This is a genomic window from Janthinobacterium foliorum (assembly GCF_978021625.1).
This window is the reverse complement of the sequence record NZ_CDXDQE010000011.1, coordinates 154,556-175,054: the sequence shown is the minus strand read 5'-3', so window position 1 is coordinate 175,054 and position 20,499 is coordinate 154,556. Positions and strand designations below refer to the sequence as shown.

The following is a 20,499-nucleotide window of genomic DNA, read 5'->3' as shown; positions in this document are numbered from 1 at the left end:
CACTGACCATGCTGCTTATTCCCGCCATCGACCTGAAAGACGGTCACTGCGTACGCCTGAAACAAGGCGATATGGAACTTGCCACCGTATTTTCCGAAGACCCGGCCGAGATGGCCCGCCATTGGCTGATGCAGGGCGCGCGCCGGCTGCACCTGGTCGACCTGAACGGTGCCTTTGCCGGCAAGCCGAAGAACGAAGGCGCCGTGAAAGCCATCCTGCAAGCCGTGCAGGACTTCGCCGTGGACAATGACATCGAGGAAATCCCCGTGCAGCTGGGCGGCGGCATCCGCGACCTCGACACCATCGAGCGCTACCTGGACGCGGGCATCAGCTACGTCATCATCGGCACGGCGGCCGTGAAAAGCCCCGGCTTCCTGCATGACGCCTGCAGCGCCTTCCCCGGCCACATCATCGTCGGCCTCGATGCCAAGGATGGCAAGGTAGCCACCGATGGCTGGAGCAAGATGTCCGGTCACGAGGTGATCGACCTGGCGAAAAAATTCGAGGCCTACGGCGTCGAATCGATCATCTACACGGACATCGGCCGCGACGGCATGATGGGCGGCATCAATATCGACGCCACCGTCAAGCTGGCGCAAGCCGTCAAGATCCCCGTCATCGCTTCGGGCGGCCTGCACAATATCGGCGACGTGGAAGCGCTGTGCGCGGTCCAGGCCGAAGGCATCGAAGGCGTGATCTGCGGCCGCTCCATCTATGAAGGCACGATCGACCTGGCGCAGGCGCAGGAACGCGCCGACGAACTGACCGACGCCGCCGTTTAAGCCAGCCCGGCCGGGGGATGCGCGTGCATGCCCCGGCCTGGCGACAATCTGGAATTCATCATGCTTGCAAAACGTATCATCCCCTGCCTCGACGTGACCAATGGCCGCGTCGTCAAAGGCGTCAACTTCACGGAATTGCGCGACGCCGGCGATCCGGTGGAAATCGCGCGCCGCTATGACGAGCAGGGCGCCGATGAAATCACTTTCCTCGACATTACCGCGTCCAGCGATAACCGCGGCCTGATCTTCGACATCATCGAAGCGGTGGCCTCGCAAGTATTCATCCCGCTGACGGTGGGCGGCGGCGTGCGCGTGGTGGAAGACGTGCGCCGGCTGCTCAACGCGGGCGCCGACAAGGTCAGCATCAACACCTCGGCCGTGACGAACCCGCAACTGGTGTACGAGGCGTCGCAAAAGCATGGCTCGCAGTGCATCGTCGTCGCCATCGACGCCAAGCAGGTGTCGCCCGGCAAATGGGAAGTGTTTACCCACGGCGGGCGTACTGCCACGGGACTGGACGCGTTCGAATGGGCGCGTAAAATGGAAAGCCTGGGCGCCGGAGAAATCTTGCTGACCAGCATGGACCGCGATGGCACCAAGGTGGGCTTCGACCTGGGCCTGACGCGCGGCGTCTCCGACGCCGTCAGCATTCCCGTGATCGCCTCGGGCGGCGTGGGCGGCTTGCAGGACCTGGTCGATGGCATCAAGGTTGGCCGCGCGGATGCCGTGCTGGCCGCCAGCATCTTCCACTATGGCCAGCACACGGTGCAGGAAGCCAAGCGATTCATGGCGCAGCAGGGCATCCCCATGCGCCTGGCGTAAACCAGCAGGATAGAAGATTATGCAAAACGCAACAATTGTATCGAGCAATGCCAAGTGGCTGAAAAAGGTCAAGTGGGACGAACACGGCCTGGTGCCCGTGATCGCGCAGGAGGCGGGCAGCAATGACGTGCTGATGTTTGCCTGGATGAACCGCGACGCCCTGGCGCGCACGGTGGAGCTGGGCGAAGCCGTGTACTGGAGCCGCTCGCGCAAGAAACTGTGGCACAAGGGCGAAGAGTCCGGCCACACGCAAAAGGTGCTGGAAATCCGCCTCGATTGCGACGAAGACGTGGTGCTGCTGAAAATCGAGCAGGCCGGCGGCATCGCCTGCCATACGGGACGCCATTCTTGCTTCTTCCAGAAGTTCGAGGGCGATGAAAAAACCGGCGAATGGCAAGTCACCGACCCCGTGCTGAAAGACCCTGACACGATTTACGCGGAAACCAAAAACAAATGAGTGAAACTTTAAAGCGCCTGGCCGCCGTGATCGAATCGCGCAAGCCGGCCAATGGCGGCGATCCGGCCACCTCGTACGTGGCGCGCCTGTTTGCCAAGGGCGACGATGCCATCTTGAAAAAAATCGGCGAGGAAGCCACGGAGACCGTGATGGCCGCCAAGGATGCGCGCCGCGACAACGACCCGTCGAAGGTCTTGTACGAGTGTGCCGACCTGTGGTTCCATTCCCTCGTGATGCTGGCGCAATTCGACCTGACGCCACAGCAGGTGCTCGACGAGCTGGCGCGCCGCGAAGGCTTGTCCGGCCTGGAAGAAAAGGCGGTACGCAAGGATGCGCTGCGCGACGCCGGCGAAGCCGACAAACACTGACCTACTGGAGCGTACGTGGATAACTGCATTTTCTGCAAGATTGCTGCAAAACAAATTCCTTCGAGCATAGTGTACGAAGACGAGGACTTGCTGGCCTTCAAGGACATCAACCCGGCCGCCCCCGTGCACCTGCTGCTGATCCCGAAGCGCCACGTGGCCAGCCTGTCCGACTGCGATGACAGCCACACGGAAGTGCTGGGCAAGCTGCTGCGCCTGGCGCCGAAGCTCGCTGCCGAGTTCGGCTGCGCCGTCAGCTACGACGCCGATGGCGCGCCGTCGGGCGGTTTCAAGACCATGATCAACAGCGGTCCGAACGGCGGACAAGAGGTGTACCACCTGCACATGCACGTCTACGGCGGCCCCCGTCCCTGGCGCGGCCAGCACTGATTTCGCCGCGCGCCGGGTTCGCGTGTATACTACCGGCATTGGTTGACGCTATTCGGGCACCGTCCCGCAAGGAGAATGTGATGGGTTCATTGAGTATTTGGCACTGGCTGATCGTTCTGGTCATTGTGATGCTGGTCTTCGGCACCAAAAAACTGGGCAATATCGGCGGTGATATCGGCAAAGCCGTCAAAGGCTTCAAGGATGGCGTCAAGGGCGACGAGGAAACTCCTCCCGCCAACAATCCTCCTGCTGCGCCATCGCAAGTGGCCGACAAAAGCACCATCGACGTCGAGACGAAAGAGAAAAGCAAGTTCTGATAGCGTGGCGGGGCGCTTGCCTCGTCCGGTAACAGGCCTTGTCCGCTTATGATCGATCTCGGTCTCTCTAAAATCGCCATCATCGGCGTGGTTGCACTGATAGTCATCGGCCCTGAAAAGCTGCCGAGAGTGGCGCGCATGGCCGGTACCCTGTATGGCCGCGCGCAACGCTATCTGAACCAGGTGAAATCCGAAGTCTCGCGCGAAATCGAGATGGAAGAGCTGAAGAACCTGCAGAAGGAAGTGCAGGAGGCGGCCCATTCCGTCAAGCAAAGCGTGGAGAAATCCATGCATGGCGTGGAAAATTCGATTTCCGGCAACCTGGCCGAGGTGGAAAATGCCTGGCGCGGCGATGCGACAGCGTATGCAGGGCATGACGACGGGCACGATGCCCACGAAGCCATGCTGCGCGCCACCAACGATGACCTGGCCCGCAAGGCGCGTGAATTCCGCCGCAAGAAACTGGTGCGCAACTCCGCCATCCCCGGCTGGTACAAGCAGCGCCACGGCGGCAAGCTGCACGTGCAATCGGCGGCGGCCCGCGTGGCGCGCTTCCGTCCGCGCGCCACTTCCTCCTCCTTTTACTCATGAGTAGCAAATCCCCGGTGGAAGAAACCTTTATCTCGCATCTGGTCGAGCTGCGCAACCGCCTGGTCAAGGCCTCGATCGGCATCGCCGTCGTCTGCGCCATCCTGTTTTACTGGCCCGGCCCCTCGCATATCTACGATTTCATCGCCGCGCCGATGATCGCCTCGCTGCCGGCCGGCTCGAAAATGATCGCCACCGGCGTCATTTCGCCGTTCCTCGTGCCGATGAAAGTGACGTTGGTGATCGCCTTCATCGTCGCCCTGCCATGGGTGCTGTACCAGATGTGGGCCTTCATCGCCCCCGGCCTGTACACGCATGAAAAACGCCTGATCGCACCACTGGTCATCTCGTCTTCCCTGCTGTTCATGGCCGGCGTTGCCTTCTGCTATTTCTTTGTCTTTGGCCGCGTGTTCCACTTCATCAGCGACTTTTCGCCCTCCTCGATCGCGGTGACCCCGGATATCGAAAACTACCTCGATTTCGTCATGTCGATGTGCCTGGCTTTTGGCGCCACCTTCGAAGTGCCCGTGGTGGTGGTGATCCTGGTGCGCATGGGTCTCGTGTCGATTGCGAAACTCAAGGAAGTGCGTCCCTACGTCATCGTCGGCGCCTTCGTGATCGCCGCCATCGTCACGCCGCCGGACGTGGTCAGCCAGTTTTCGCTGGCCATCCCGATGTGTCTGCTGTTCGAGCTGGGTTTGCTGGTCGCGCCGATCTTCGTCAAGGCCACCCAGGCGCCGGAAGAGGCGTCCTAGGCGATCGTCCATCCGCGCAAGCAAAAGCCGCTGGCTACTTTCGGGAGCAGCGGCTTTTTTGTGGCCAGGAAGGTTGGTGCATGCTTACTGTTGCTGCGGCATCAGTTTGCTGCGGATGCCCGAGTTCGGCAAGATCAGGGGGCGTCATCCGGCAGACGTGTTGCATGTCGGCGCCCTGGCGCAAGTCCATGCGCTCCAGGCGGACATCGATTGTCTGTTCCAGCGCATCGGTCTTCGATACCAGCGTGTCTACCTTGGTATCGACCTTGTGCGCCACCAGCTGGATTTCGTCCCGCAGATTGCGCTCCGGCGCCGCCAGTTCGCCATGCACGACGACGGCTGAACCGAGCACGTCGCCCAGGGCAGATGCATGCGCTTCCGCCAGCGGCACGGCACGCCGGCCGAGACGAGACGTGTGGCGTAATCGAGGGTGTCGGACGGGATGGGCATATGCATGGATGCTCCTTGCATCCAGCCTGCAGGAAAATCGGCAATTGCCAGTGAGGAGTGCGGTGGCGCCTGCCTTGATGACAGCGTAGGCGGCGTGGAGGGCGGATGGTTTGCGCTGGCGCAAACGCCAGCGGAAAAATAAAAAAGGGCGCCGTGGCGCCCTTGCAAGCTGGCGCTGCGCGCCAGTTAATTCATCAATTCCTTGATGACTTTCACGGGAGCGCTGCCATAGCTGAGGAATTGCTCATGGAAATCCTTCAGCACGAACTTGTTGCCCAAGGCTTGCTTGCGCTGTTCGCGCAAGTCCATGATTTCGCTGTAGCCGCTGAAATAGCTGGTCAGCTGGACCGAACTCAGCTGCACGCGGCGCCATTTTTCCGTCGCTTCGCGCTGCGTCTGGAAGGCCTGGCGCGTCAGCAGGTCCAGCGCCTGTTCCCGCGTCATGCCCAGCACGTGCACGCTGTAGTCGAGAATCGTGTTGGTGACGCTGCGCAAGTTCCATTTCGAGTACATCAGCCACATTTCCGGCGCGTTATTGCCATAACCCGACTCAAGCATCATGCGTTCGCCATAGACGGCCCAGCCCTCGATCATGGCGCCATTGCCGAAGATCGACTTGATCAGCGACGGCGACTTGTTGGCGTACACCAGCTGCGTGTAATGGCCAGGGATGGCTTCGTGGATATTCAGGATCTGCAAGATCCAGTGGTTGTACTCGCGCAAGCTGCTTTCCGCCTGTTCCGGCGTTTCGCCGTCGAGCGGCGTCACGTTGTAATAGGTGCGGTCCTGCGGACGGTAGGGACCGGGCGCCTCGATGCTGGCACCGGCCACGCCGCGCTGGTACGGCGGCGTTTCGCGCACGACCAGCGGTTTTTTCGGGTCCATGGTTAGCAGGTTGTGGCTGGTGACCCATTCCTGCAGTTCCGGGATCTGGCGGCGGATTTCCGGCACGAAGTCGGCGGCGGCCACGTGGTTGCTCGACAGCTTGTCGATCACCATGCCGATCTTTGCCGTGCGGTCGGCCGGCTTGGCCGTGTTGCCCATGGTCTTGGTCCACAGTTCGTCGGACAGGCTATCCATGTGCTCGAGCAGCTTCTCGCGCGCGGCCAGGGCCTTTTGGTACATCTGCTCGGCCGTGACGCTGGCCTGGATATCGTAGGCGAATTTCTGTTCGTACAGGTCCTTGCCGATGCGGAAGGAGCGCGCGTTGCCGTTCTGTGCCAGCGCGGCATCCTGCTCCGTCAGCCAGGCGGCGTAGCCTTGCACGGCCGTGCGCGCCGCGGCGATGCGGGCGTTGTACAGCTGTTTTTCCGTCGGCGTGAGGATGGACGCCTGCGCCGTCTTGTTCAGGTCGTCGAGCACGCTGAGCACGCCAGCGCTCTGGGCGATAGCCAGCTGCGTGTGTTCGCGCGTGGGGTGATTGATACTGGCGCGCGCGGCCGCATAGTATTGCGGCACGGTGGCGATGCGCTTGAGCAGGGTGCGCAGGCGCTGCGGCTGTGCCGCGTATTCCGTATTCAGGATGAAGTCGATGGTGCTGGCCACGTTGTACTGGGCGGGATTCCATTCGAATTCGCGGAAGGTGGTCAGATACCAGCGATCCGATTGCAATTTATTCGTCAGCAAGGCCAGGTCGGTACGTTGCTTGTCCGACATTTTGCTTGCATTCAGCTTGTCGAACTTGCCCAGCCATTCCTCGATGAAGGCCAGCTGCTTCTGGCGGCTGGCGGCGTCAGGAATGCTCAGGTTGGCGGCGCCGTCGTATTTGCCGGCGGCGATCGCGCTTTCCGGGTCCAGGCGCCACAGGGCTGTCAGGAACTGGCCGCTGAGGTTATTCATGGAACGGTCGCTGCTGGTCTCGTTCGCAACGGCCACGGCGGTGGCTGCCGTGGCGGCGCCGGCGACGGCGGCTTTCTTGGCGACAGTTTTTTTCTTGCTGCTGCTGGTCTGCGCCTTGCTGTTTTTCTGTGGCTTCTTGGCGGCGCTGGCCGGTGTCAGGGTAAAGGCCATCATCAATGCGGCGAGCGCAACTTTATTTTTTATCAGCATAGTTTATCTCTTGAATATTTGGCTGTTTGTCATTATCAGAAAAGAATAACCTGATAATATAAATAACAAACAACTATTGAAAGGTTGGCTCTGCTTGCCAGGGCGGCCCAAAGATTAGCATTAATTGCCGCCGTTGCGCAGATTTTTGCGCTCGCGCTGCTGGCCTCGCGGGTCTAGATGACGAGCGCGCTGCCGTGCAGCATCTCCTGGTGGCGCGCATTCAGCGCTGCCACGGCATCCTTGCCGCGCGCCATGCCGGTGGCGTGGATTTCGATGTCCTGGGTATAGCGCTGGCTGACGCGCACCGTATAGGATTGGAACAGCCAGCTCCAGAAGTTGGTTTCGTAGACGGCCTCATCCATGTCGCGCCATTTGACGCCCGTGAGTTTTTTCTTCCACGGCAAGATGCCGGACGCCAGCCATACGCCCGCCTCGTCGTAGTACAGCTGATAGCTGCGGATGGTCAGCAGGCGGTAGCCGACGATCAGCGCCGAGCCGATCAGCACGACTAGGGCGGCGCGCGTGTTGTACTTGAAGGCCAGCGGCAGGGCGGCGAAAAACAGCAGCACGGCGATGAGGAAGGTGCTGACATAGGCGGTCCAGGATTTGCCGCACAAGAAGGTGGCGCGCTGGCCGGCGCTGATGGCGATAAAGTCGGTCATGGCGTGGCAGAGAAACAGGGAAAATGGATCATCGCATGGAACGTGGCTTCCCCGTTTATTTTTTCAAGCCTTCCTGCAGCATGCCCAGCATGTCGCTGGCCGACATGCGCGCGGCCGCGTCGCTGCCTTCCAATAAACTGTCGGCCAGGTCGCGCTTGTGCTGGTGCAACTCGACGATGCCTTCCTCGATTGTATGTTTCGCCACCAGGCGATAGATGGTAACGGGGCGCAATTGCCCCATGCGGTGGGCGCGGTCCGAGGCCTGGTCTTCCACGGCCGGGTTCCACCATGGGTCCATGTGGATCACGTAATCGGCCGCCGTCAAATTGATGCCCATGCCGCCCGCCTTCAGGCTGATCAGGAAGACATCGCCTTCGCCCGCCTGGAAGGCATCCACGCGCCGCTTGCGCTCCTGCATGGGCGTGGCGCCATCCAGATACTGGTAGCGCACGCCATGCTGCTCCAGGTGCTGGCGGATCAGCGTCAGGTGGTCGACGAACTGGCTGAAGACGAGCACCTTGTGGCGGTTTTCCAGCAAGCCCGACAGCAGTTGCGCGAAAGCCGCCAGCTTGCTGCTGGCCAGGCCCAGTTCCGGCGCCACCAGCTGCGGATTGCAGCAGGCGCGGCGCAGCTTCATGATTTCCGCCAGGATCTGGATGGCCTTCTTCGACGCCGGCCCTTCCACCGCGGCCAGCTTTTCCAGCGCTTCGCGGCGCAAGGATTCGTACAGCGCCGTTTCCTGCGGAGATAACTGCACTTCCAGCACGATTTCCGTACGCGACGGCAGCTCCGACAACACTTGCGTCTTCGTGCGGCGCAGGATGAAGGGCGCGATCAGGCGGCGCAGGCGCAGGCGCGCGCCGGCCGCCGCCCGCTTGTCCTGATCCTTTTCGATGGGCCCGGCAAAGCGCAGGTTGAACTGGTCCAACGTGCCCAGCAAACCGGGGTTGATGAAACGGAACAGGTTCCACAATTCGCCCAGGTGGTTTTCCAGCGGCGTGCCGCTGGCCACCATGCGGAAGTCGCCCTGCAAGGCCATCACGGCTTGCGAACGTTTGGTGGCGCCATTCTTGATGGCTTGCGCCTCGTCGAGCACGATCGTATGCCAGTGCACGCCGGCAAACATGGTGGCTTCCTGCTGCAGCAAGCCATAGCTGGCCACCACCACGTCGAACGGCTGCAGGGTCTCCAGCATGTCGGCGCGGTCGCCGCCGCCGAACAGCTTGACTGTCAAGGTGGGGGCGAAGCGCTGCGCTTCGCTGATCCAGTTCAGGCACACGGACGTGGGCGCGACCACCAGGGTGGGGCCGCTGGGGGCGCGCGCCAGGATTAGGGCCAGCGCCTGCAGGGTTTTACCTAAGCCCATGTCGTCGGCCAGGCAGGCGCCCACGCCCCAGTGCGCCAGGCGGGCCAGCCACTCGAAGCCGGCCAGCTGGTAGTCGCGCAGGTCCGCCTGCAAGGTGCTGGGCAGCTGCGCTTGAAAATCGTCCAGGGCGCGCAGGCGCAGCAAGTGTTCGCGCCACAATTTGTCGGCGTTGACGCCGCCCGCGTCGTTGGCCAGCTCTTCCAGCGCAAAGGCAGCCAGCGGGTGCACGTGCACGCCATCGGCATGCGCCTCGCCATACGCGGCCAGTTCCGACAGGCGCCGGTGCAATTCCTCGCTGAGCGCGAGGAACTGGTTGTCGCCCAGGGCCACGAAGCGGCTCTTGTTGTTCTGCATCAAGTCGAGCAGGGCGCGCAAATCCATCACCTTGTCTTCGTCGATCTGCACTTCGCCGCTGGCGGCAAACCAGTCTTTTCCACTCTTGATATTCAGGCGCATCTGGCCGCTGTCAATGCGCTTCGACACGCGCATCGCTTCGCCTTCGGGCCAGGCCAGCACCATGCCGTCTGGCTCCAGCGCCTGCAGCTCCACCAGCAATTGCAGCGCCAGCGACGGCTGGCCCAGCAGCCACTCGCCATGCTCTTCTTCCGCCTCTTCCAGCACCAGGCATTTCCCGATCAGCTGGCGTTGCGCTTCGCGCTCCCCGTTCAGGTCGCGCCGCGCTTGCACGGCCCGACCCGCCACGTCGGCAAACACGCTCTCGGCGCCGCTGCCTGGCGCGTAATAGGCGCCGTTGTCGAGCAGCGGACGCACGAGGATCTGCATCTTCAAGCCCTTCTGGTACGGCAGCAGATGCACGTGCAGGCGCTGGTCGGCCGTGATGGCTTCCGCATCGGCCGTGCCGCCGCCGATGTCCGACTGCACGGTGACCATCGAGGAGATGGCGCCGATGGCCTGCATGACCTGTTTTTCCGCATGCAGCGGCACGGACAGTCCCAGGCCCACGATGGCGCCGATGCGCCGGTGCTCGTCGAGGATGTGCACCACGCGCAGGCGCGTCGGCGTTTCGCGCTGCACCACCACGTTGCTGCCGCTGTCGGGCAGGGGCGGCTGCATGCCCAGCCACAATTGCCCCTCGTGCGACTTGATCAGCAACTCGGGCGCGCCGGCGATCAGTTCCACGCGCGTCTCGGGCGCATCGAGCCAGAAGACAAGCGGGTGCCCCACCAGCAGCACGGCGGCCTTGTCCAGCTCGACTTCATAGCGGGGCGCCGACGAATAGTACTGTTTGAATGGCGCGATGCTGCCGGCCGCGCGCGCGTCCTGCGGCGTGAGGAAATCGATGTCGCCCGCCTCTTCGGCCAGGCGTTTGAGACCCATGGCGCGGCCCTTGCTCCAGCCGCCCCGGGCGTCGCGTTTTTGCTCGCGCACTTCGACGGCCGTCAGGCCAAAGCGCGGGTCGAACGCCACCAGCCACACCAGGCGCGAGACGCTGCCGATGGCCTCGGCGGGGGCGTTCTGCTGCAGGTTGATCAGGGCGCTCAGCTGGCGCTGCCATGCTTCCTGGCGCTCGAACCACGGCGCCATGTCCGTCAAGCCATGCTGCGCCCGCTTGGCCGTCGCGTAGCGTTCCTGCTGCGGTTCGCTCATCAGGCCCAGCAGGCCGGCCGCCTGCGCGGCGATCAGGTCGTAGCCGGCCGCGTCCGCCTGTTGCACCAGCGATCGCAGCTGCGGTTTGCGCTCGGCCAGTTGCGGCAGCGCCAGCCAGTAATACAGCAAGCCCTGGAACAGCTGTGCCTGCAAACCCGTTTCCCAGTTGCGCGTGGGAATGGCGTCCGCCTGCAGCACGCCGGCGCGCACCAGGCGCAGGGTGTTGAGCTGGTGGTAGACGATGCTGTCGTGGTTCGGTTGCGCGTGCAGGGCGATATCTAGGTAGGTTTCCGCGCTTTTCAGCAGCTTGGCATCGTTGCCGCGCAGCAGGGCCAGCACGTACAGGTGGCCGCCGATGCCCGTGAAGCACAGCTTGCGCTTGCCCGCTTCCTTGCGCAGCCCTTTCAAGGCCGTCTCGAAGCCCGCCACGGCGTGCGCATGTTCGCCGCGCAAGAGGGCGATGCTGCTGTCGATAAACAGCACCTGCGGCCCCTGCTGGCCCGCCAGGTAGCGCGCGGCCGTGTCGAGTTCGCCGCACAGCAGGGCGTCCTCGGCCAGGGCCAGCGGCAGCGCGGCGCCGAGATGGTCGCCCGCCGCCGCCTGGCGCGCATGGTGCGCGCGCGCATAGGCGCGGATGGCGCGCGCCGTGCCCGGTTCACGGGGGGCGTTGCCCAGCAGCACGGCGAGTATGTCATCCTGCAATTGCGGCATGACGAAGGACAGCATTTCCGGCTCGAAGGGACGGCCGAAGATCTCGATCAGCGGGTGCAACTGCTGCGCTTCATAGCACGCCATGCAGGCGGCCAGGATGGCGGCCACGTGGCGTACCTCGTCATTGCGCAGCAGGGCGATGCGCAGGCGCGCCACGCCTTGCCGGTAGCTGCGCAATTCCACATAGCCATCCCAGTTGCGCCGCACGGGGTTGATCAGCTCGATGGCCTGGCACAGGTCGCGGAACGCCAGGTGCTCGATGGCGGCGCGCATGGCGGGCCAGCGCAGCTTGGCTTCGCAGGCAAAGCCGCGCCCGACGATTTCGGACGCCAGCGCCAGGCGCGTGAGGCGCTGCAGCATGCCCGTGACGACCAGCAGGGCAAACGGCGTGCCATCCGGCTCGACGATATTCGCCCGCTGCAAGTGCTCGTACACGGCATGCTTGCCCACCGGCTCGCCCGTGATCGCCAGCAGGGCCAGGATCATCTGCTCGTGCTGCTCCAGGGCGGCGAATTCGTCCAGCAGGTGCTGGTCTGCGTGCGCTTCCGTCATGCAGGCAGATTATCGATATGCACGGGTGGTTCGCCGGCCGCCACCGGCAGGCCGAACACGCGCTGGTAGAAATACAGTTCCGCTTCCAGGGTGCGCACGATGTTTTCCGCCTTGCGGAAGCCGTGGCCCTCGCCTTCCAGCGGCACGTAAGCGACCGGCACGCCGCGCGCCCGCAGGGCGTCGACCATCTGCTGCGACTGCTGCGGCGGCACCACCTTGTCGTCCAGGCCCTGGAAGAAAATCATCGGGCGCGACAGCTTATCCGTGTGGTGGATGGGCGAACGCTCGCGGTACAGCGCTTCGGCTTGCGGCTGCGAGGCGATCAGGTAATCCGTGTAGCGCGATTCGAACTTGTGCGAATCGTTGTCCAGGCCCTGCAGGTCGGACACGCCATAGTAGCTGGCGCCCGCCTTGAAGACGTCGTGGAAGGTCAGCGCGCACAGGGTCGTCAGGCCGCCGGCGCTGCCGCCGCGCACGATCAGGCGCTCGGGGTCGGCCAGGCCGTTGGCGGCCAGGTAGCGCGCGCCGGCGATGCAGTCTTCCACGTCGACAATGCCCCATTGCCCGCGCAGCGCATCGCGGTATTCGCGGCCGAAGCCGCTGCTGCCGCCGTAGTTGACGTCAAGCACGCCGATGCCGCGGCTGGTCCAGTATTGCGTCGCCAGCTTCAAGGTATTGCTGGCCATGCTGGTGGGGCCGCCATGGCTGATGACGATGACAGGCGGCAAGGTTCCCGCCGGCGCCTGCACATCGCTGTTTTGCGGCGGATAAAAGAAGGCATGGGCCGTGCGGCCATTGCTGCTAGGAAAACTCACACTGCGCGGCACGGACAGGTAGCCGAGCGCGGGCAATTGCGCGATCGATTGTGCCAGCACTTCCAGCTCATGGTTAGCCAAATCGATGCGCGCCAATTCCAGCGCGATGGTGGGGCTGCCGCCCAGCAAGGCGACGAAACCGGGGCCCACGCGCAGTTCGCGGATTTCCTGGTACGGGTGGGGAATCGGTTCCAGCTTGGCCGCCGCCACACTCAGCCGGGCCAGATAACTGATGCCGGCCTGGATATACGTGCAGACGATGTCATCGTCGGAAAGAAAGCCGTACATGCTGCCGCCAAAGGTCCAGTGCGGCGTGGCGAATTCCGCCTCCATCGGACACAGCGCCTCGATCTCGCCGCCCTGCAGGCGGTACAGGTTCCACCAGCCGCTGCTGTCGGAAACGAAATGCAGCAAGCCATTGGGCGACCATTCCGGCTGGCAGATCGACTCGCGCGCGCCGCCGGCGATCAGGCGGGGCGAGCCGAGGCTGCCGTCCGGGTGCACGTCGGCCAGCCACAGTTCCGTGCCCTGCCATGGCAGGCGCGGGTGGTCCCAGCTGATCCACGCCAGCTGGCTGCCGTCCGGCGACAGGCGCGGCGCTGCATAAAAATCGTGGCCCCGCGCCAGCACCGTTTCGCGGCCGTCGAAACCGACGGCGGCCAGGCTGTTTTCCGGGTGCGCATGGCCTTCCTGCGGATGCTGTTCGCGCACGGCGACCAGGCGCGCGCGCGCCGCATCGACGACGAAGTCCGCGTAGCGCGTATTGCCGCCCGCGCTGAACGCTTCCGGCGCGGCGCCGGCCGTCACGCGGTACAGGCGGTTATCGGCGAAATGCGAAAAGACCACGTCGTCGCCATCGACGACATACGCGCCGCCGCCGTATTCATGCACGCGCGTGCGCACATTGAACGGCGCCGGCGTGAGTTCATCGACGCGCGCGCCGCGCTGGCGCAGCAGGGTATTGCGTCCCGCTTCGCTGGCGCGGCCCGCCAGCCAGAACACGTCGCCGCCATCGGCCCCGCCCAGGGCCAGCTGCGTCAGCGGCGAGGCGCCGGCGGCGACGATGGCCGCGCTGATCGGCGAAGGCCAGGTGCCGTAGGGGGCGGTCAAGGCGGATGGGCTGGATGCGGTCGATGTCATGCGGGCTCCGTGTAGTGGGGGATCGGGGGCCGCCAGGCAGGGTCAGGGCGCGTGGCAGCGTGCATCATCATAATGGAAGGGCGGGCACAGCGAAAGCCATGGCGCGCGCGGCAAATGCTGCAAAGCGGCACTGGAATCAATGAAATGGCGGCGATTGGATGCGATAATACCGCTTCTCCAAGCTATTGATTGCCTTCCATGCCACAATTTGCTCCGCTACAGAATGACACTTTCCTGCGCGCCCTGCTGCGCCAGCCGACCGAGCATACCCCAGTCTGGCTGATGCGCCAGGCGGGCCGCTACCTGCCCGAATACCGCGCCACGCGCGAGCGGGCCGGTTCCTTCCTGGGGCTGGCAAAGAATCCCGATTACGCCACGGAAGTCACCTTGCAGCCCCTGGAGCGCTTCCCGCTCGACGCGGCGATCCTGTTTTCCGACATCCTGACGGTGCCCGACGCCATGGGCCTGGGCCTGTATTTCGCCGACGGCGAAGGACCGAAGTTCGAGCGCCCGCTGCGCACGGAACAGGACGTGAAGGCGCTGCAGGTACCGGACCTGGGTTCGCTCGACTATGTCTTCAATGCCGTCACGCAAATCCGCACGGAACTCAATGGCCGCGTGCCGCTGATCGGTTTTTCCGGCAGCCCGTGGACCCTGGCGTGCTACATGGTGGAAGGCGGCGGCTCGAAGGAGTTCCACACCATCAAGAAGATGCTGTACAGCCGTCCTGACCTGATGCACCACATCCTGTCCATCAACGCCACGTCCGTGGCGCAATACCTGAACGCGCAAATCGATGCCGGCGCGCAAGCCGTGATGATTTTCGATTCCTGGGGCGGCGCGCTGGCCGATGGCGCCTACCAGGCATTCTCGCTGGCCTACATGCAGCAAGTGGTGGCCCAGCTCAAGCGCGACAAGGATGGCGTCAAGATTCCCGCCATCGTCTTTACCAAGGGTGGCGGCCAGTGGATCGAGCAGATCGCCGACATCGGCGCCGATGCCGTGGGCCTGGACTGGACCGTGAACCTGACGCGCGCGCGCCAGCTGGTGGGGCACAAGGTGGGCTTGCAGGGCAACCTCGACCCCGCCATCCTGTTTGCCAGCCCCGAGCAGATCCGCGCGGAAGTGGCGAAAGTGCTCGACGCCTTCGGCGCGCCATCGGCCGGCACGGGCCATGTCTTCAACCTGGGCCATGGGATTTCCCAGTTCACGCCGCCGGAATCGGTGGAGGCCATGGTGGACGCCGTGCATAGCCTGAGCCGCGCCATGCGCAGCGGCCAGTAATTCCCGCCCCATCCCCTGGGCGGGGACGAAAAGGCAGGCTTTCCAGCGGAGGCCTGCCTTTTTTCTTTGCTGCGCCTTCGCAAGGAATACCGACTTATGCACAATTTTTTTTGCTGCGGAAATAAGAGGCAGTGAAAAAGCCATGCCCGGAGAGTCAATGCAAGTATTTGATTATTAAGAAATAAAAAATGCATTCCTGGGCGGATTTTATGGCATAGAAGCAGGTTGTTCCTTTCCTCGCCAGGCTTGTCAGCGCATTGTCCACAAAGTTATCAACAGATTCTGTGGATAAAATTGAAAAGTAATGTGTTAACCGGGACTTAGCGCAGATGCTCAGGTTTCACCTGAAGTGCATGTTGCAGTGCATGATAATTGAACAATGTTTCGCCGGCCAGCAGCCGCAACAGCGCGTGTGCCCGGCAATTGTCAACTTTGCCTCATATTGCTGCTGCGGACCTTGATTCAAGTCATGGAAAATGCTCTGATTTCTGTATAAAAAATTCACGAATGGTTCAGTTATGCACAGCCGCCGAAAAGTCCCCCGGTTTTCACGGCTCCCGGGCAGGTTTTTTTAACTCACTGATTTTAAAAGCTTATTTTTTCTTGCGTGCCCCTCTTGACGGCACTCAAAATATTCTATCCACATTTTTCTGAAAGTTAATTTTGCTTTGTCCACAAAGTTATCCACAGAATTTTCTTCAGGGCGGCCAGCCCTGTTGCGATAGGCCGGCGTGCCTGCCGTTAGGCAGGTGAGGGGCGAAACAAGTATCATGGCCGGCTGGTCCCACGCCCGGCATCCCGCTGCGCGATTGTCCCTGCGGCGCGCTTTTGACGCTTTTTATTCAGATAGATAGGCCACACTACTCATGCCGCAGTGCATCCCGACGCCGTGCATCCTGAAAATCGCACTCGACACGCCCCTGAACGCCCTGTTCGACTACCGCTGGCACGGCGGCGCCGATGCGCCGCAGCCGCAGGTAGGACAGCTGGCGCTGGTCCCGTTCGGCCGGCGCGAAGTGATGGGGCTGATCGTCGGCGTGTCCGACAGCACCGATGTGCCGGAGGCGAAATTGAAGGACGTGCTGGCCGTGCGCAGCCAGCTGGCGCCCCTGTCGGCACAGTGGCTGGCGCTGGCCGCCTTTGCCGCCGATTACTACCAGCGTCCGCTGGGTGAGGTGGCCTTGCCGGGCTTGCCGAAGAACTTGCGCGTGCTGACCACCGTGGCGCTCGACCGCGCCATCAAGAAGCTGGGCAAGCTGGCCGACGCGCATGACGGCACGCCACTGAACATGCCGGCCTTGAATGCCGCCCAGCAGGAAGCGGCCGACGCCATCGGCGGCGCCCGGGGCTTTCAACCGACCCTGCTGTACGGCGTGACGGGCAGCGGCAAGACGGAAGTGTATCTGCAAGCCTGCGCCCAGGTGCTGGCGCGCGAGGACGATGCGCAAATCCTGATTTTAGTGCCGGAAATCAACCTGACGCCCCAGCTGGAAGGCAATATCCGCGCGCGCTTTCCCGGCGTCACGCTGGCTACCCTGCACAGCAGCCTGTCCGAGGGCGAGCGCATGCTGCACTGGCTGGCCGCCCACCAGGGCCAGGCGCGCATCATCCTCGGCACGAGATTAGCCATCCTGGCATCGTTGCCCAAGCTCAAGCTGATCGTCATCGACGAAGAGCACGACCCGTCGTACAAGCAGCAGGAGGGCTTGCGCTATTCGGCGCGCGACCTGGCCGTGTGGCGCGCCTGGCAATTGCAGATCCCCATCGTGCTGGGTTCGGCCACGCCGTCGCTGGAAAGCTGGCACCATGCGCAGACGGGGCGCTACCGCAAGCTGGAATTGCGCGAACGGGCCGTGAAGAATGCGGTCTTGCCGCGCGTTAAGATCCTGGACATGGAGCGCGACCGGCCGAAAGACGGCCTGACTTCGCACTTGGTAGCCGCGTTAAAACTGCGCATGGAGCGCGGAGAGCAGTCGCTGCTGTTCCTGAACCGGCGCGGCTATTCTCCCGTGATCTGCTGCGAATCGTGCGGCTGGATCAGCAACTGCACGCGCTGCACCTCGTTCATGGTGCTGCACAAGCCGGAACACCGGCTGCGCTGCCACCATTGCAGCCTGGAACTGCGCATCCCCCGTCATTGCCCCACGTGCGGCAACGTCGACCTGCAGCCGCTGGGCCGCGGCACGCAGCGGGTGGAAGAAGGCTTGCAGCAACTGTTTCCCGAGGCGCGCATCCTGCGCATCGATGCCGATTCCACGCGCAAGAAGGGCAGCGCGCAAGAGGCCTTCGACACCGTGCACCGGGGCGACGTGGATATCCTGATCGGCACGCAGATGGTGGCCAAGGGCCACGATTTCAAAAAGCTGACCCTGGTGGGCATATTGAACCCGGACACGGCCCTGTTTTCGCAGGATTACCGCGCCAGCGAGCGCCTGTTTGCGCAGCTGATGCAGGTGGCGGGCCGCGCCGGACGGGCCGCGCAGACGGAAGGCGGCAGCGTCAGTGAAGTGCTGATCCAGACCCGCTATGCGCGCCATCCGCTGTACGACGCCGTCGTCAACCACGACTACGACCACTTCGCCACCACCTTGCTGGAAGAGCGCAAGCAGGCGGCGCTGCCGCCGTATCTGTTTCAGGCCCTGCTGCGCGCCGAAGCGCCCGAGCTGGCCACGGCCATCGAATTTTTGCAGGCGGCCAAAGAGTGCATGGACCACCCGCAAGTGACCATCAATGATCCGATTCCCATGAGCATGACGCGCGTGTACAACGTGGATCGCGCCCAGCTGCTGCTGGAATCGCCCTCCCGCCCGGCCCTGCAGGCGTTCCTGAAGGAATGGCTGATGGAATTGCGCGCCATGAAGACGCGCGTGAAATGGTCGCTGGAAGTGGACCCGCTGGATATCTGATCAGCTCAGGTAGTCGCGCGCCGACTTGACGATCTGCTCGGACAGCAGCTTGGTAAACGGCGTGTCCAGGGCCCACGCATGCCAGCTCAGGGGTACGTCCAGGGTGCGGCCCGGCATCAGATCGACCAGGCGCTCCGTCGCCAGGGCCGGCGCCGCCAGGCGCTGCGGCATCAGGCCATAGGCCAGGCTGTCCAGCACGCAGCTGCGGCGCGCCGCTTCCACGGGCAAGGTATGGTGCGGGAACGGTTCGCGCACCTCCAATTGTTCGGCGAGGAAACGCGCCAGCAAGCCGTGCTGGCCCACCACGGCCGGCGCCAGCTGTACCGCTTCCGGGCTGACACCGTCGCCAAACCAGTGCCCGGCAAACACGGGCGTAGCCACGCAGACATAGCGCATGGTACCGAGCGGCGTCACGCTGGTGGCGGCCGCCGCGTCGATGGCCGTACCGGAGGCGCCCGCCACGCAACCGAATACCGTGCCGTCGCGCACCATCTGCAAGGCCGCATCGCTGTCGGCCAGGCGCACGTCGAGCTGGCAGCGGGGCGGCGCCAGCAGGGCGGACAAGGTGTCGGGGAACCAGGTGGCCAGGCTGTCGGCATCGATGGCGATGGCGATTTCCGGCATGCTGACGCTGTTGCCCAGGTCGATGTCGAGCGACGCTTCCATCAGCTTGACGTTGCGGTGATGCACGATCAGGCGCTGGCCCAGCCCCGTCGGCACGGCTGGCTGGCCACGGATGATCAGCAATCGCCCGCTGGCGTCTTCCAGCGCCTTGATGCGCTGCGAGACGGCTGACTGGGTGATGCCCAGCGCCAGGGCGGCCTTGTCGAAACTGCCATGGCTGGCCACGGCATCCAGCACGGCCAGCGCGCGATAATCGAGTGATCCCATTAGCTCAGCTTATAAATTTTGAAAATGATTAGTTATACTAATGCATATATTGCAGCAAAGTAAAACCTTATTTTCGGCAAACGGGTAGTATCGAACGCTGTGAGCAACCTCAGTAGGATGGACAGCACCATGAAGACGATACGAGTGGATGTGGCCGTGATCGGCAGCGGCACGGCCGGCATGACGGCGCGCAAGGCGGCAAGCATGCAGGGCAAGCGCGTGCTGATGATTGAAAGCGGACCGTACGGCACGACCTGCGCCAGGGTAGGCTGCATGCCCAGCAAGCTTTTGATCGCGGCGGCCGAGGCCGCCCATGCGGTGGCTGCCGCGCCCGGCTTTGGCGTGCATCCGGGCCCCGTGCGCATCGATGGCCGGCAGGTGATGGCCAGGGTGCGCAGCGAGCGCGACCGCTTTGTCGGCTTCGTGCTCGACGGCGTCAACGCCATCCCCGACGAGGAAAAACTGCGCGGCCACGCGCGTTTTATTGCTCCCGGCAAATTGCAGGTGGATGAACACACCGTGGTGGAAGCGGCCAGCGTGGTGATCGCCACCGGTTCCACGCCCATCATGCCGCCCGAGTGGCAGGCGGCGGGCGAGCGCGTCATCAGCAGCGACGCCGTGTTCGAATGGACGGATTTGCCGCGATCCGTGGCCGTCATCGGCGCCGGCGTCATCGGGCTGGAGCTGGGCCAGGCCCTGGCGCGCCTGGGCGTGCGCGTGACGTTGTTTGCGCGCGGTAATAAGGTGGCGCAGCTGACCGATCCGCTGGTGCTGCAGGAGGCGGCCAAGGTGCTGGCGCGCGAACTCGACATCCGCTTCCAGACCAGCGTGGCGCATCTGGAAAAAAGCGCCGATGGCGCTGGCATCGTCCTGACCAGCCGCGATGGCGCCGGCGCGGAAAAAACCGAGCAGTTCGAGTATGTGCTGGCCGCCATCGGCCGCCGCCCGAACGTGGACCGGATCGGCCTGGAGACGGCGCAAATCGAACTCGACCGCCACGGCATTCCCCTGCACGATCCGCGCACCATGCAGTGCGGCAAGAGCGCCATCTTCATCGCGGGCGACGCCGACAACGCCTTGCCGCTGCTGCCCGAGGCGGCCGACGAGGGCCGCATCGCCGGCGAGAACGCGGCGCGCTTTCCCGACGTGCAGCCGGGACTGCGCCGCACGCCCCTGACCATCGCCTTCACGGAGCCGCAGATCGCCACCCTGGGCGCGACGTACCAGCAATTGTGCGTGAGCCACGCAGGCCGCTTCGCCGTGGGTGCCGTGTCGTTCGGCAACCAGGGCCGCAGCCGCGTGATGCTGCAAAACCAGGGCTTGCTGCGCGTGTATGCGGAGTTTGGCAGCAAGCGCTTTCTCGGTGCCGAGCTGATCGGCCCACGGGCGGAACACCTGGGCCACTTGCTGGCCTGGGCATGCCAGGCGCAGCTGACGGTGCCGGCCATGCTCGACATGCCGTTCTACCATCCCGTCATCGAGGAAGGCGTGCGCACGGCCTTGCGCGAACTGGCGCTGCACCTGGAAAAAGATCCGGAACACGCGCCCGGCTGCGCCGACTGTTCGCCCGGCGTGTGATGGGCGCGACC

The 20,499-nt window shown here is 63.6% G+C and carries 18 protein-coding genes; 12 read left to right on the top strand and 6 right to left on the bottom strand.

The annotated features are described in order from the left end of the window. Positions 1–8: 8 nt before the first annotated feature. The 8 genes from hisA to tatC all read left to right on the top strand — a co-directional run bounded on the left by hisA (position 9) and on the right by tatC (position 4,476). The gene (hisA, locus tag ACZ92H_RS21345) at positions 9–782 is read left to right on the top strand and encodes a 1-(5-phosphoribosyl)-5-[(5-phosphoribosylamino)methylideneamino]imidazole-4-carboxamide isomerase (RefSeq protein ID WP_131378061.1); all 774 of its coding nucleotides are present in this window, start codon (positions 9–11) and stop codon (positions 780–782) included. A gap of 60 nt (positions 783–842) precedes the next feature. Beyond that, positions 843–1,604 (top strand): imidazole glycerol phosphate synthase subunit HisF, encoded by a 762-nt coding sequence (gene hisF, locus ACZ92H_RS21340; RefSeq protein WP_034753845.1) that lies wholly within the window; start codon positions 843–845, stop codon positions 1,602–1,604. A 19-nt stretch (positions 1,605–1,623) separates the two neighbouring features. Next, entirely contained in the window at positions 1,624–2,061 is a 438-nt protein-coding gene (hisI, locus tag ACZ92H_RS21335) for a phosphoribosyl-AMP cyclohydrolase (RefSeq protein WP_131378063.1), read from the top strand. Further along, positions 2,058–2,429 (top strand): phosphoribosyl-ATP diphosphatase, encoded by a 372-nt coding sequence (locus ACZ92H_RS21330; RefSeq protein ID WP_465050879.1) that lies wholly within the window; start codon positions 2,058–2,060, stop codon positions 2,427–2,429. Before hisI ends, ACZ92H_RS21330 begins: the two co-directional genes overlap by 4 nt. Before the next feature lie 15 nt (positions 2,430–2,444). Continuing rightward, positions 2,445–2,816, top strand: a complete 372-nt coding sequence (locus ACZ92H_RS21325; protein WP_131378067.1) for a histidine triad nucleotide-binding protein — start codon at positions 2,445–2,447, stop codon at positions 2,814–2,816. A gap of 80 nt (positions 2,817–2,896) precedes the next feature. Continuing rightward, positions 2,897–3,133 (top strand): Sec-independent protein translocase subunit TatA, encoded by a 237-nt coding sequence (gene tatA, locus ACZ92H_RS21320; protein WP_131378069.1) that lies wholly within the window; start codon positions 2,897–2,899, stop codon positions 3,131–3,133. Positions 3,134–3,181: 48 nt separating this feature from the next. Continuing rightward, the gene (gene tatB, locus ACZ92H_RS21315; protein ID WP_131378071.1) at positions 3,182–3,724 is read left to right on the top strand and encodes a Sec-independent protein translocase protein TatB; all 543 of its coding nucleotides are present in this window, start codon (positions 3,182–3,184) and stop codon (positions 3,722–3,724) included. Beyond that, positions 3,721–4,476: a twin-arginine translocase subunit TatC gene (gene tatC, locus ACZ92H_RS21310; protein WP_092717374.1), complete on the top strand. Its 756-nt coding sequence runs from the start codon at positions 3,721–3,723 to the stop codon at positions 4,474–4,476. Before tatB ends, tatC begins: the two co-directional genes overlap by 4 nt. Positions 4,477–4,510: 34 nt before the next feature. On the opposite strand, the gene ACZ92H_RS21305 is transcribed toward tatC, so the two are convergent. Both ACZ92H_RS21305 and ACZ92H_RS21300 read right to left on the bottom strand, forming a co-directional pair. Next, on the bottom strand, positions 4,511–4,867 hold the full coding sequence (locus ACZ92H_RS21305) for a hypothetical protein (RefSeq protein WP_465050880.1): 357 nt from the start codon (positions 4,865–4,867) through the stop codon (positions 4,511–4,513). Between the two features lie 245 nt (positions 4,868–5,112). After that, complete coding sequence (locus tag ACZ92H_RS21300) at positions 5,113–6,765, bottom strand: DUF885 domain-containing protein (protein ID WP_465050881.1); 1,653 nt, start codon at positions 6,763–6,765, stop codon at positions 5,113–5,115. On the opposite strand from ACZ92H_RS21300, the gene ACZ92H_RS21295 reads away from it, so the two are divergent. Next, the gene (locus ACZ92H_RS21295; RefSeq protein WP_465050882.1) at positions 6,764–7,024 is read left to right on the top strand and encodes a hypothetical protein; all 261 of its coding nucleotides are present in this window, start codon (positions 6,764–6,766) and stop codon (positions 7,022–7,024) included. The genes ACZ92H_RS21300 and ACZ92H_RS21295 overlap by 2 nt on opposite strands. Positions 7,025–7,148: 124 nt before the next feature. Here the strand turns inward: ACZ92H_RS21295 and ACZ92H_RS21290 are convergent, their stop codons facing one another. The 3 genes from ACZ92H_RS21290 to ACZ92H_RS21280 are packed head-to-tail and all read right to left on the bottom strand — an operon-like array spanning position 7,149 to position 13,829. Beyond that, a complete protein-coding gene (locus ACZ92H_RS21290; RefSeq protein WP_465050883.1) occupies positions 7,149–7,637 on the bottom strand; it encodes a hypothetical protein in 489 nt (162 codons plus the stop codon). Positions 7,638–7,692: 55 nt separating this feature from the next. Next, the gene (locus ACZ92H_RS21285; RefSeq protein ID WP_131378079.1) at positions 7,693–11,874 is read right to left on the bottom strand and encodes an SNF2-related protein; all 4,182 of its coding nucleotides are present in this window, start codon (positions 11,872–11,874) and stop codon (positions 7,693–7,695) included. Further along, positions 11,871–13,829, bottom strand: a complete 1,959-nt coding sequence (locus ACZ92H_RS21280; RefSeq protein WP_465050884.1) for a dipeptidyl-peptidase 5 — start codon at positions 13,827–13,829, stop codon at positions 11,871–11,873. The genes ACZ92H_RS21285 and ACZ92H_RS21280 overlap by 4 nt, the downstream gene beginning before the upstream one ends. A 198-nt stretch (positions 13,830–14,027) precedes the next feature. Between ACZ92H_RS21280 and hemE the strand changes: the two genes are divergently transcribed. Further along, positions 14,028–15,113 carry a uroporphyrinogen decarboxylase gene (gene hemE, locus ACZ92H_RS21275; protein ID WP_465050885.1) on the top strand — a complete coding sequence of 362 codons (1,086 nt, stop codon included), beginning with the start codon at positions 14,028–14,030 and terminating at the stop codon, positions 15,111–15,113. A gap of 866 nt (positions 15,114–15,979) precedes the next feature. Continuing rightward, positions 15,980–18,019, top strand: a complete 2,040-nt coding sequence (locus ACZ92H_RS21270; RefSeq protein ID WP_465050886.1) for a primosomal protein N' — start codon at positions 15,980–15,982, stop codon at positions 18,017–18,019. Here ACZ92H_RS21270 and ACZ92H_RS21265 read toward each other — a convergent pair whose 3' ends face one another. Then, the gene (locus ACZ92H_RS21265) at positions 18,020–18,910 is read right to left on the bottom strand and encodes an ArgP/LysG family DNA-binding transcriptional regulator (RefSeq protein ID WP_465050887.1); all 891 of its coding nucleotides are present in this window, start codon (positions 18,908–18,910) and stop codon (positions 18,020–18,022) included. 129 nt (positions 18,911–19,039) lie between these two features. Here ACZ92H_RS21265 and ACZ92H_RS21260 point away from each other — a divergent pair, with 129 nt between their 5' ends. Continuing rightward, on the top strand, positions 19,040–20,488 hold the full coding sequence (locus tag ACZ92H_RS21260) for a dihydrolipoyl dehydrogenase (RefSeq protein WP_131378088.1): 1,449 nt from the start codon (positions 19,040–19,042) through the stop codon (positions 20,486–20,488). The last annotated feature ends 11 nt before the right edge of the window (positions 20,489–20,499 follow it).